Source organism: Flavobacterium franklandianum (genome assembly GCF_007097365.1).
In the GTDB taxonomy this organism is placed as follows: Bacteria; Bacteroidota; Bacteroidia; order Flavobacteriales; family Flavobacteriaceae; genus Flavobacterium; species Flavobacterium franklandianum.
Genome location: NZ_VJZR01000002.1, coordinates 351,168 through 363,490, shown reverse-complemented (window position 1 = coordinate 363,490; position 12,323 = coordinate 351,168). Strand labels below are relative to the sequence as shown.

General features: G+C 33.9%; 14 protein-coding genes. 7 read left to right on the top strand and 7 right to left on the bottom strand.

Features of this window, described 5'->3' with window-relative positions:
• Positions 1-147: 147 nt before the first annotated feature.
• Complete coding sequence (locus tag FNW17_RS04190) at positions 148-633, bottom strand: GNAT family N-acetyltransferase (protein WP_143391910.1); 486 nt, start codon at positions 631-633, stop codon at positions 148-150.
• 291 nt (positions 634-924) lie between these two features.
• Here FNW17_RS04190 and ribD point away from each other — a divergent pair, with 291 nt between their 5' ends.
• Genes ribD through FNW17_RS04175 form a run of 3 tightly spaced genes read left to right on the top strand, consistent with a single transcriptional unit; the run spans position 925 to position 3,250 of the window.
• Entirely contained in the window at positions 925-1,989 is a 1,065-nt protein-coding gene (gene ribD / locus FNW17_RS04185) for a bifunctional diaminohydroxyphosphoribosylaminopyrimidine deaminase/5-amino-6-(5-phosphoribosylamino)uracil reductase RibD (protein WP_143391928.1), read from the top strand.
• Entirely contained in the window at positions 1,982-2,590 is a 609-nt protein-coding gene (locus FNW17_RS04180) for an HAD family hydrolase (RefSeq protein WP_144070937.1), read from the top strand. The genes ribD and FNW17_RS04180 overlap by 8 nt, the downstream gene beginning before the upstream one ends.
• Before the next feature lie 51 nt (positions 2,591-2,641).
• Entirely contained in the window at positions 2,642-3,250 is a 609-nt protein-coding gene (locus FNW17_RS04175; RefSeq protein ID WP_144070936.1) for an IMPACT family protein, read from the top strand.
• Positions 3,251-3,304: 54 nt separating this feature from the next.
• Here the strand turns inward: FNW17_RS04175 and FNW17_RS04170 are convergent, their stop codons facing one another.
• Entirely contained in the window at positions 3,305-3,706 is a 402-nt protein-coding gene (locus FNW17_RS04170) for an acyl-CoA thioesterase (protein WP_143391913.1), read from the bottom strand.
• A 185-nt stretch (positions 3,707-3,891) separates the two neighbouring features.
• Between FNW17_RS04170 and dnaA the strand changes: the two genes are divergently transcribed.
• The 3 genes from dnaA to FNW17_RS04155 are packed head-to-tail and all read left to right on the top strand — an operon-like array spanning position 3,892 to position 6,569.
• Positions 3,892-5,319 (top strand): chromosomal replication initiator protein DnaA, encoded by a 1,428-nt coding sequence (gene dnaA / locus FNW17_RS04165; RefSeq protein WP_143391914.1) that lies wholly within the window; start codon positions 3,892-3,894, stop codon positions 5,317-5,319.
• A gap of 7 nt (positions 5,320-5,326) precedes the next feature.
• Positions 5,327-5,794 carry a low molecular weight protein-tyrosine-phosphatase gene (locus FNW17_RS04160; RefSeq protein WP_144070935.1) on the top strand — a complete coding sequence of 156 codons (468 nt, stop codon included), beginning with the start codon at positions 5,327-5,329 and terminating at the stop codon, positions 5,792-5,794.
• 49 nt (positions 5,795-5,843) lie between these two features.
• A complete protein-coding gene (locus FNW17_RS04155; RefSeq protein ID WP_143391916.1) occupies positions 5,844-6,569 on the top strand; it encodes an SAM-dependent methyltransferase in 726 nt (241 codons plus the stop codon).
• Positions 6,570-6,683: 114 nt separating this feature from the next.
• Here the strand turns inward: FNW17_RS04155 and FNW17_RS04150 are convergent, their stop codons facing one another.
• From FNW17_RS04150 to dapF, 5 genes are all read right to left on the bottom strand, one after another.
• Positions 6,684-7,322 carry a peptidoglycan-binding protein LysM gene (locus tag FNW17_RS04150; protein WP_144070934.1) on the bottom strand — a complete coding sequence of 213 codons (639 nt, stop codon included), beginning with the start codon at positions 7,320-7,322 and terminating at the stop codon, positions 6,684-6,686.
• 98 nt (positions 7,323-7,420) lie between these two features.
• A complete protein-coding gene (locus FNW17_RS04145; RefSeq protein ID WP_144070933.1) occupies positions 7,421-8,338 on the bottom strand; it encodes a DUF2279 domain-containing protein in 918 nt (305 codons plus the stop codon).
• Positions 8,338-9,378, bottom strand: a complete 1,041-nt coding sequence (gene mltG, locus FNW17_RS04140; RefSeq protein WP_144070932.1) for an endolytic transglycosylase MltG — start codon at positions 9,376-9,378, stop codon at positions 8,338-8,340. The genes FNW17_RS04145 and mltG overlap by 1 nt, the downstream gene beginning before the upstream one ends.
• 11 nt (positions 9,379-9,389) lie before the next feature.
• Positions 9,390-9,923 carry a GNAT family N-acetyltransferase gene (locus FNW17_RS04135; RefSeq protein ID WP_143391920.1) on the bottom strand — a complete coding sequence of 178 codons (534 nt, stop codon included), beginning with the start codon at positions 9,921-9,923 and terminating at the stop codon, positions 9,390-9,392.
• 40 nt (positions 9,924-9,963) lie between these two features.
• Positions 9,964-10,746: a diaminopimelate epimerase gene (dapF, locus tag FNW17_RS04130; protein WP_144070931.1), complete on the bottom strand. Its 783-nt coding sequence runs from the start codon at positions 10,744-10,746 to the stop codon at positions 9,964-9,966.
• Between the two features lie 133 nt (positions 10,747-10,879).
• Between dapF and FNW17_RS04125 the strand changes: the two genes are divergently transcribed.
• Positions 10,880-12,274 (top strand): trypsin-like peptidase domain-containing protein, encoded by a 1,395-nt coding sequence (locus FNW17_RS04125; RefSeq protein WP_144070930.1) that lies wholly within the window; start codon positions 10,880-10,882, stop codon positions 12,272-12,274.
• Positions 12,275-12,323: the final 49 nt, after the last annotated feature.

Here is a 12,323-nt window from a genome sequence, read left to right as displayed (position 1 = left end):
CACAATTATTGGCTTTAGCCAAAATTTAGTAAAATTTTGGCTAAAGCCAACAAAATTCTATTTCAAAATCCGTTGGTTAAAACCAACGGCAATTCATTAGTATCAAAATTGATTATTCAACATTCAAAACAATCAATATTTAAATTTTCATAATTCCTTTAACATCCACACCGGACAAGAAACATGTCCCGTACTTCCCATAGGAGAACAAATATATTCAAACCCCACTTTTTTATACAGTTTTTGGGCATCCTGCATAAATGGCATTGTTTCCAGGTAACATTTTTCGAAACCAAAATCTTTGGCTGTTTGCAAACAAATTGCCATCATTTGGCTTCCAATTCCTAGACCACGTGCTTCTGGCAAGAAATACATTTTTTGCAATTCACAAATAGTTTCTGCTTCGTTTTCCAATGGCGCAACTCCGGCAGAACCAATGATTTTGCCATCGTGCTCCACCACAAAATAAACTGATTTTGGTTTACTGTATTCCTCAAACATTAAATCCAAATAGGGATCAGCATAAGCGGTTCCCACTTTGGGAATGTTTAGTTCGTCAAAAACCATCCGTATTAAATGAGCAACCGCTACATTGTCTCTCTTTTCAATTTTTCTGATGATCCAATTATTCATAATATTACAATACTGATTTTAATTGCACAAAAATAAGTATTGTTTATTGGATTAATCCAAAGATTCAAAACTAAATCTAAGGAAGTATATGAGTTTTCAAAATAGCCACAGATACAAAGATTTTTATCTTATAAATTTCAATTTTATGATTTTAAAAGAAAATTCAGCAAAACAACTAAAATCATTCATTTTTAGATTAAATACATTTAAAATCAGTGAATCAGTGGCGAAATAATACACACGTTTATCTTGAAACTAAATCCTAAACACAAAAACACTACTTTTGCATTTGTGAAAACCAATGAAAAATACATTCGTCGTTGTCTCGAATTAGCCAACAATGGTTTGGGAACAACACACCCAAACCCGATGGTGGGAAGCGTTATTGTCTGTGATGGCAAAATCATTGGCGAAGGCTGGCACAAAAAATCAGGAGAACCGCACGCCGAAGTCAATGCCGTGAATTCTGTAAAAGACAAATCGTTGTTGAAAAAATCGACTATTTATGTGAGTTTGGAACCTTGTAGTCATTTCGGAAAAACACCACCTTGTTGTGATTTTATTATCGAAAATGAGATTCCAAATGTGGTTATCGGAACGGTTGATCCGAATGTGAAAGTAGCTGGAAACGGCATCAAAAAATTAATCGAAGCCGGAAAAAATGTAATTGTTGGCGTTCTCGAAGCGGAATGTAACGAACTAAACAAACGTTTTTTTACATTTCACCAAAAAAAAAGACCTTATGTGATTTTGAAATGGGCGGAAACTAAGGATGGCTTTGTTGCACCCTTGGAGATTTGTCGCAAAATCCTGAATGACAACAAACAAAAACCCGTCTGGATTACCAATGAATTTTCGCGTCAACTAGTTCACAAATGGAGGAGTGAAGAACAGGCGATTCTTGTGGGAACCAACACAGTTATTGATGACAATCCAAAATTGGATGTAAGAGATTGGACAGGAAAAAATCCTACTAGAATTGTTTTGGACCAGAACAATCGAATCCCAAAAGAAAATTATATATTTGACAATCAAGTGAAAACCATCGTTTTTTCGAATTCATCAACCAGAATTAATGAAGAAAACACTACCTTTGAAATAATCGATTTTAAACAAAATCTGGCGGAACAAATACTAAATGTATTGTATAAAAACCAAATTCAATCCGTAATTATTGAAGGCGGAGCTCAAACTTTGCAAACTTTTATTAACGAAAATCTTTGGGATGAAGCCAGAGTGTTTATTGGGAATCAAAGCTTTTCAACTGGAATTAAAGCTCCGATTTTAGCTTTGAAAAACTCCGAGAAACATTCCATAGAAAACGACATACTTATAATTTCTAGAAATTATGATTGACACAATTATTTTTGATTTTGGAGATGTTTTTATCAATTTAGATAAAGAAGGGTCTATCAATGCACTTAAAAAATTGGGATTATCTCAATGGAATGAAGATTTGAACCAATTAAATTTACAATTTGAAAAAGGACAAATCTCAGAAGAAGACTTCCTTCAAGGTATTCAAAAGCATGTTCCAAATGCTTCTATCGACGAAATTTCAGCGGCTTGGAACGCTGTCCTTCTCGATTTTCCGTTGCGCCGATTGGAATTTCTTCAAAAACTTACTAAAAAATACCGCTTATTTTTATTGAGTAATACCGATGCCATTCATATTGAAACTTTCGAAAGAGAAAGCGGAGTTTCATTTTACAGTGATTTTTATCAATGTTTTGAAAAAGTATATTATTCATTTGAAATGGGAATGCGAAAACCCGATGCCGAAATTTTTAATTATTTATTAAACAAATACGATTTAGCTCCCAATCACACTTTATTCGTTGACGACAAAAAAGAAAATACTGATGCGGCACTTTCGCTAGGTATTCAAGTTTGGAATTTGCAAGTAGGACAGGAAGATGTAGTCGATTTATTTAAGAAAAAAGAATTTGAGCTGTGAAAAGTAAAATTTCAATAACTCTTTCAAAGATAACTTTAATTCCAAATTTTATTGAATTTGGAAGACGTTTATAAAACCATAGCTTTTCCATCGGATGAAATTCTATTTAAAGAAAAAAACAGCAAATTTTTTGGTTACGCCTTTCCAATCCAAATTGAAGCAGAAGTAAAACCCATAATTGACGGTTTACGAAAACATCATCCCCACGCAGTACATTATTGTTATGCATATCAAATTGGCACCGACACCTTATTATACAGAGCAAATGATGATGGAGAACCCAGCAATACAGCGGGAATACCTATTTACGGTCAAATTCAATCTTTTGGCGTTACAAATGTTTTAATAGTAATCGTTCGGATTTTCGGAGGTGTCAAATTGGGTGTTGGCGGGTTGATTTCAGCTTATAGAACTGCGGCACAAATGACATTGGAATCTGCCGAAATAATCGAAAAAACAATTAACATCCATTTTCAAATTGCATTCGATTATAAAAACATCAACAAAGTGATGCGAGTAATCAAAGAAAAAAACACAGAAATAGTCTCGCAAAAAATGGAAATGAGTTGTGAAATCGAAATTATTACCCGAAAAAAAAATGCCGAAATAATTTTCGACATTTTTAATACTATGTTTGAAGTGAAAATAAAACGGCTCTGAAAAATCTAAAAATAAAGTTGTTTTTGCCAAATTAACAAAAAATTTATCCAATCGTTAAACTCTTTTCAAAATGTCTATAATATATTGAGGTGGACTTATCGGTTTGCCTGTTTTCATGTCGACAAAAACTAAAATTGAGTTGCCCGTTGTTAATAACTCCTCATTTTCATTATACAGTTCATAGTCAAATTCAATCTTAACAGTTGTTCTATTTTTAAGAATAGTTTTTAATGTTAAAAGTTCATCATACCGTGCCGGTTTCTTGTAATTCATCGTCAAGGAAACCACCGGAAGCATAATTCCGTTTTCCTCCATCCATTTATACGAAATCCCTTTGTTTCTGAGCCATTCGACCCTCCCTATTTCAAAATATTGAGCATAATTCCCGTGATAAACTACTCGCATTTGATCAGTTTCTGAATAGCGAACACGGATTTGAGTTTGGTGATATTCCATTGAATTAAATATTAAAAAATTAAAATTAAAAAAGCCCCATACGATAATATTTTGTAAAAATTACATCTAAAATATTTTTTTTTAGCTAAATTTATTCACATATTTGTTATCCCGAAAAAAAAGATAAGTTCAAACTTATTTTTCATTAAAAATCATTACCAAAACGAAATAATTTAACCAAATTTATGAACAAGACTGCACAATCAGTATGGGAAAACTGCCTATCTTTTATAAAAGACAATATCGCAGACCAAGCTTATAAAACATGGTTTGAACCTATTAAGTCAGTTGAGCTTACCGATAATGCATTATACATTCAAGTCCCTAGTAAATTTTTCTATGAATGGCTAGAAGAACATTATGTTAAATTATTAAAAGTCGCACTAACCAAAGAACTCGGTAAAAATGCAAAGTTACTCTATAAAATCAAAATGGAAAATACTTATGGCAATAAACAACCGTTTACTGAACAATTGCCTAGTGCAAATCGTGTGCCTATGAAACCGCAAGATGTTGATGCTCCATATAAAAACCTTAACCCAGAATTAAAAAATCCATTTGTAATTCCAGGGATTCGAAATTTAAAAATCGAATCACAACTGAATGCAAATTATAGTTTTGATAATTTTCTTGAAGGAGATTCTAACAGATTGGCACGTTCAGCAGGTATGGCTGTAGCCAATAAACCAGGTGGAACTTCATTCAATCCGTTATTAATTTTTGGCGGTGTTGGTTTAGGCAAAACGCATTTAGCGCACGCAATTGGCGTTGAAATTAAAGATAAATATCCAGAAAAAACGGTTTTATACATCTCAGCCGAAATTTTCACACAACAATATATTGACTCGGTAAAGAAAAATAATAGAAATGATTTTATTCATTTCTATCAATTGATTGATGTTTTAATCATTGATGATGTTCAATTCCTTTCAGGAAAATCAGGAACTCAAGATGTGTTTTTCCATATTTTCAATTATTTGCATCAAAACGGCAAACAGGTAATTTTGACTTCGGACAAAGCTCCTGTTGACATGCAAGATATAGAACAACGATTGTTATCCCGTTTCAAATGGGGATTATCAGCTGAATTGCACCAACCAGATTATGAAACTAGAATTTCTATCCTCAAGAATATTTTATACCGTGATGGTGTTGAAATTCCTGATGAAATCATAGAATATGTTGCCCGAAACATTAAATCGAATGTAAGAGAATTAGAAGGTGCCATCATTTCCTTAATTGCACAATCGTCTTTCAACAAAAAAGAGGTGACCTTAGAACTCGCCAAAAGTGTTGTTGAGAAATTTGTAAAAAATGTAAAACGGGAAATTTCTATCGATTATATTCAAAAAATAGTTTCCGATTATTTTCAATTAGATTTAGAAACACTTCAGTCTAAAACCAGAAAAAGACATATCGTTCAAGCCCGCCAATTGGCCATGTTTTTTGCTAAAAAATTCACCAAAGCTTCTTTGGCAAACATTGGCTCACAAATAGGTGATCGCGATCACGCAACCGTTTTGCACGCTTGTAAAACCGTTGACAATTTAGTTGCCACCGATAAACAATTCAAAAAATTTGTCGAAGACATCAATAAAAAACTAACGCTATAAACGTTTTATGCCCATCAAAATTTTAATGGTTTGTTTGGGCAATATTTGTCGGTCTCCATTAGCCGAAGGAATATTAGCCTCAAAACTCCCGAAAGAAAAGTTTATAGTAGATTCTGCTGGAACAGGACCATGGCATATTGGCCGCCAACCTGACGAACGCTCTATTGCTATTGCAAAAAAAAACAAACTTGATATTTCAGGACAAAAAGGAAGACAATTTTCAACAACTGATTTTGAAGTATTTGACTATATTTATGTAATGGACTCTTCCAATTATAAAGATGTTGTTCGTCTTACCAATAATAAGGAACATAAGACGAAAGTGCAACTCATTTTGAATGAATTATTTCCCAATGAAAATGTAGATGTTCCTGATCCTTATTATGGAGTGGAAAACGGATTTGAAACAGTATATCAAATGCTAGACGAAACTTGTGATATAATTGCAAAAAAACTCATTGAGAAACATCCCTGATTATTTTTAATAGAATTAAAAGCCTACCCGATACCTAAATTAGTATACAATGAAACCAAACCTTTCTTTAGGAAAACTCTATTTAATTCCAACTACATTAGGAGAAGAAGGTGACCCCAATGATGTTTTGCCTCAAACTATAAAAAGAAGCATTGATTTCATTGACGATTACATTGTAGAAAACGAAAAAACCGCTCGGAAATTCATAAAAAGTATTCAACCACAAAAAGTTCAAGCCTCCTTGCGATTAAGTTCGCTCAACAAACACACCGAAATTTCTGAACACGCTAAAATGTTACAGCCTTGTTTAGAAGGCAAAAACGTAGGTTTAATGAGTGAAGCCGGATGCCCTGGCGTTGCCGATCCTGGTGCTGTGATTGTAAAATTAGCTCACGAAAAAGGAATTCAAGTTATTCCGCTAGTAGGTCCATCTTCCATTTTATTGGCGATTATGGCTTCTGGAATGAACGGTCAAAGTTTTGCTTTTAATGGATATATTCCTATTGACAAAGCCGAGAAAAAAACAGCTCTGAAAAATTTAGAGAAATTATCTCAGGATAAAAATCAATCTCAAATATTTATTGAAACACCTTATAGAAATAATAAAATGTTGGAGGATATTATTCAAGCCTTGAATCCATCGACCTATATTTGTGTGGCCACAGACATTACTATGCCAACAGAATTTATCAAAACAATGCGAGCTTCAGAATGGAAAAAAACACAAGTAGATTTGCACAATCGACCTACTATTTTTATTATTCATAAAATGTAAATATTAAAATTTTGGTTAAAAGCCAAAGGAGATTGAAAGGATTTCAAAAGATTAAACGACATAAAAAAAACCACCTCAATTGAAGTGGTTATAAATTTTATAGAACCAAAAACTTTATATCTTCACTTTTGCATTACAATCAGCTACAATTCCAGAAGTTTCATACCCTCCAAAATCTCGCATATAACTTCGTATCGAGGTTCCATAAGCATCTTTGAAATACCGTTTCCCCTTGTGCCTAAAAAACCTTTTTACCGAACCTACACCACCAAGATGCGCCGCAGCCAATATTCCAGACTCCGTAACAAGGACACCTGTAATTATTTGACCTTCGTGTTTTTGGATAATATCTTTTAATTCCGATTTATTTTTTGAAATTAGAGCCACAAATGCTTTTTCTTGCATTTTTGGACTATTCAAAAACCGACTACTATCGTGAATACCAACTGTTTTTAGAGTTTCCTTTCCAAACTGGTATTTCCCCATATATCCTAGAGAATTAATTTTTCTGTACTTTCCTTGTGATTCTTTGAAGGCGATTGCTTCTTTGTAACCTATGAAGAATTTTCCTGTATAAGGAACATTCAAATTAGAACATTCTTCTTGTTTTAGAGAGGGAAATAAGTAATGCGCCCCCTCTGTTTCATCAGTAAGAAACCATTGATTGGAATCTTGTTTGAAAGGTTTAAAACCTGAGCTTAAAAAAGCAATAATTATAGTCAAACTTGTATAAAAAGACCATTTGTTTATCATAAATTGTTTTTCTTCAAAACGCTGTCCCGTTGTGATATTTCTACGGTGCAAATATACAATAAAAAATAAAAGTCTGATTATAAGCTATTTAAAAAATACTAAAAATAGATGGTATGAAATTTAAATCCCCGCTGAGGCGAGTATTCAAGGGTAGGGGCAGGGATTTTGACCGAATTTAAAACCGAAAAAACGGTCTTCAAAAAGTGTGATTTTGTGTTGATTTTTGTCAAATCTAAATCCAAACTTAGGTAAAATTGTCTGTCTTTTTCCGGTTTTATAGGAAAAATAAGCTGATTTTTATTGTCGTTTTCACCAATTAATCCTTCTCCTCCATAACCCAATGCAAGATTCAACCACTTTGGAATTTTTGATTTTTTGGAAAAAGAATGCAAATTCGCCGAAAACCAATAGGTTTGTCCGTTATAATCTTTTAGTATATTTTCTTGTATTGTTTTTCCCAATAAATCCGGTCTGAAATTGGCATATTCAGTCGTGTGAAAAGAGAATTTTGGTGTGATGCGTTGTTCGTTCCAAATTAATTCTTGAGAAACATACAAAGCAGTCCCCGAAGCATTAGCAATTACGTCGCCCATCGAAGCTCCCCATTCAGCAGAAAAGCCATCCATAACCTCAACGGCTGTCAGGAATACAAATCCTAAACTAGCTCCATAAATCAATTGATTTTTCTGGCTCGCTCCGCTCCAATTCAATGCTTCAGCACTAAATCGCCCAATGTGATACGAAGAATAAAGATGTCCCAATTTATCTATTTGCACCCACTCTGAATTGTCATTAATAAAATGAAAATCAGATTTGGGATAATCGGCATACCAAAGTTGGCTCAATCCCAACAAAGCTCCAGAAGCCAAAACTGCTTCGGTAATGAATACCGAATTTTGCCTTTTCAGGTTTAAAGAATCGGAAGGTTTTAGAAAAGTATCGAATGAATTTTGTGCCAAAACACTTTGGAACACCAACAAAAACAAAAAATAAAATTGTTTTTTGCCGTTCAAAATTATCTTTTTACCCCTTGACCGTTAATCCAATCGGAATATTTTTTGGCATTCAAATTGTGTTCTGGCAAAGTCGCGGCAAATTCGTGGTAACCAAATCGCTCTACGCTGGCACAGAAATAAATAAAGTCATTCTTTTCTGGATTCAAAACCGCATCCAAAGCCGTAATATCAGGCATAGCAATTGGCCCAGGAGGAAGTCCAATAACTTTATAAGTGTTGTATGGGGAATTTAGAAATAAATCGTTGTAAAAAACCCTTTTGATTACTTGGTCAAAATCATTGTCTTTCTTCTTTTTGGCAAAAATCACTGTAGGATCAGCTTGAAGAGGCATTTCTAGCTTCATTCTATTCAGATATACGCCTGCAATCCTTGGTCTTTCATCTTTTTTAACCGATTCTTTATGTACAATTGATGCCAAAATTGTCGCTTCAACAGGAGTTAAACCTTGCTTTTCGGCCTTTTCAATGCGTTCCTTGTTCCAGAAATTACGGTATTCCTTAATCATTTTATCGCGAAATTTCTCGGCTGTAATGTTCCAATATACTTCATATGTATTAGGAATAAAAACCACTAAAACATTTTCATCGGTAAAACCATTTTCTTTTAAGAAAATAGAATCTTTGAAGGTGTTCAATAAAGTCAAACTATCCGGTTCGATTTGTGACCCCACTCTTCCTGCAAAATTCTCTAGTCTTTCTTGATTATTGAATGCCAGTTTTACAGGAACATTACTCCTCATCGCTTTGACCAAATCATAGCTATTCATTCCTTTGGTCAATAAAAATCGTCCTGGTTTAATATTTTCAGGATAGCTTCTTTTATTGGCTACCATTTCAAAACGATTCATATTTTCGACAAAAGGGGCAATTATTTTCTTTACATCTTCATAAGTTGAACCTGTTGGCACATAAACATAAAGTTCGCTTTCTGAAAACTTGGTGTTTTTAGAAAAGACTTGATTTGCCAAGATAAATCCGTAAATCAGTAATCCTGACATTAAAACAACAGATGCGATGGTTAAGATTTTTTTTAAATTCAAAATTGAAATTTTTAAAATTTAGTATTAATTAATTGAAAAATAGCTTCGTCTTTATACATACCATTGACTAAAGTCCAATCTTTTTTTGTTCCTATTTTTTCGAATCCAAATTTAGTAAAAAGAGCTATACTAGCTTCATTTTCGGCACTAATATTTGCATACAATTGATGCAGATTCAAATGATAAAAAGAATAACGAATTAACAACTCCAAAGCTTCAGAACCAATATTCTGTTTTCTGTTTTCAGTTCCTTGAATCACGATGCCAATTCCTGCCCTATTATTCTTTGGATCAAACTCAAACAAATCGATTAATCCAATTGCTGGAAAATCTTCATCCTGACAAATCGCCAATCGCAATTGTTTGGCTTCATAAATATCTTGTTGTGCATTTTCGAGGTATTGCTTGACCAAAAACCGACTATAAGGTGTTTGTGTATTGCTTACTTCCCAAATACTTTGGTCGTTTTCCATCGCATACACAAACTCCAAATCATTGGGTTCGAGTGCTCGGAGATAGATGTTTTCGCCTTTTAGTGTGATCATTGGAAAGTTAGAGGTTAGAAATTAGAGGTTAGAAGAAAATTTATATCTCAATCACTCCTTTAAACACAAATTCTGCCGGACCAATCAAGAAAACATTGGTAAACAAATCACCCATTTTATCAAAAGAAACGGCTAATTTTCCGCCTTCCACATTTAGTTTAATCGAAGAAGCGTTGGTTTGTCCTGTAGCATTCATTGCAATGGCAACTGCTGTAGCTCCAGTTCCACAAGCTAAAGTTTCATCCTCAACACCTCTTTCGTATGTTCGAAGCGAAAAAGTATCCTCATTGATTTTTTTTACGAAATTGATATTGCTTCCTGCTGCACCGTATAACGAACCGTAGCGAAGAGCCGCCCCGTTTTCTTTTACATTATAATGTTCCAAATCTTCCACCAATTGCACGTGATGTGGCGAACCGGTATTCATAAAGGTATAATCGGTTTCTATTTTGATATTGGTCACATCAATCATTTGCAAAGAAACAATTCCGTCATTGGCAACGCTGGCGTGATGCAAACCATCGGTAGCGATAAAAGTACAACTATCTCTGATCACGTTCAAATCTTTGGCGAAAGCCACCAAACAGCGACCGCCATTGCCACACATCGAACTTGTATTTCCATCGGAATTGTAATAAACCATTTTGAAATCGGTGACTTCATCATTTTCTAATAAAATAAGTCCATCGGCTCCAATACCAAAACGCCTGTCACAAAAACGTGCCACGAGTTGTACATTTTCTTTAGGAAAAAATCCTGAACGATTGTCAATCATTACAAAATCGTTTCCTGTTCCTTGGTATTTATAAAATTCTAATTGCATTGTATTATTGTATTAAGAGTTACAAAAGTACAAATATTAATGATACGTTAAAGAGTGTTAAACGAGCGTTAAACTGTTTTTTTGAAATATCAAAATGTATAACTTTACGTTGTAAATAAATATATTTAAAACTATGAAACGATTTTCAAGCCTTTTTTTAGTATCACTGTTAAGTGGAGCCGTGACTTTAGGTTCTTATAAATTGTTATTTGACGAGAACGGTTATTTTTCAAAAAATTCAATCGTAACCCAAGCCTCAAATTCGTATGAACGAAATGTTGGCTTATCCGCTGAAGCTGTAGATTTTATTGAAGCTGCCGATAAAACCATTCACACCGTAGTTCACGTAAAAAATGTATCTCGAAAAAGTATTTCCAATCCTATTTTGGAATATTTCTACGGTTACAGAGGCGATCAATTGCAGGAACAAGTTGGTACAGGTTCTGGTGTAATTATTTCGGAAGATGGCTATATCGTGACTAACAATCATGTAATAAAAGACGCATCGGAAATTGAAATCACCCTAAACAACAAGAAATCTTATCCTGCAAAACTGATTGGAACCGATTCGAAAATGGATATAGCTTTATTAAAAATTACTACCGACGAAAAATTACCTTACACGACTTTCGCCAATTCGGATGAGGTAAAGGTTGGCGAATGGGTTTTGGCTGTTGGAAACCCTTATAATTTAACTTCTACCGTAACTGCAGGAATTATTTCGGCTAAAGCCAGAAATCTAGACACCAGTGGAATCCAATCATTTATCCAAACCGATGCGGCTGTAAACCCCGGAAATAGCGGTGGTGCATTGGTAAATACTCGTGGCGAATTAATTGGAATCAACACAATGATTTCCTCTCCAACGGGGAGTTATACAGGTTATTCTTTCGCAATCCCATCCAATAATGCCCGAAAAATAATTGAGGATTTAATGGAATTTGGAAACGTACAAAGAGGCGTTCTTGGTGTTGAAGGTGGCGAATTGAATGCTATGGCTTCAAAAGAATTGGGTGTTCCTGAAACCCAAGGTTTTTACATCAATAAAGTACAAAAAAAATCAGGTGCCGAAAAAGCAGGTTTGCAAAAAGGCGATATTATTATCAAATTAGACAACCAAAAAGTAGCCTCTTTTGCCGATCTTTCGGGTTATATTAATACCAAAAGGCCTAATGACAAAGTGGATGTTACCTTTATTAGAGAAGGAAAAAATAAAGTGCTGCCTGTCATTTTAAGTAAAAACGAGTTTTTCAACACGGAATTCAAAGGGATAGAATTAGAAAACATTACTGCTGCAGAAAAAACAAGGTTTCATTTGGATGGTGGCGTAAAAATTAAATCGATTACCAACGAAAATCTGAAACAATACGAAGAAGAACTCAGAGGAAATATTATCCTGAGTATTGATAATGTTAAAATTAAAGACATAGAATCGGCTTCTAAAATTTTGAATAATAAAGCCGAAAACCAAAGCGTTCAAATGGAAATGATTAATAAAAGAGGAGAAATAATCCGAATAATCTTTTAAATCAACTCCTAAAATTGGATAAAAAAAGACCGCATATTCGCAGATTATT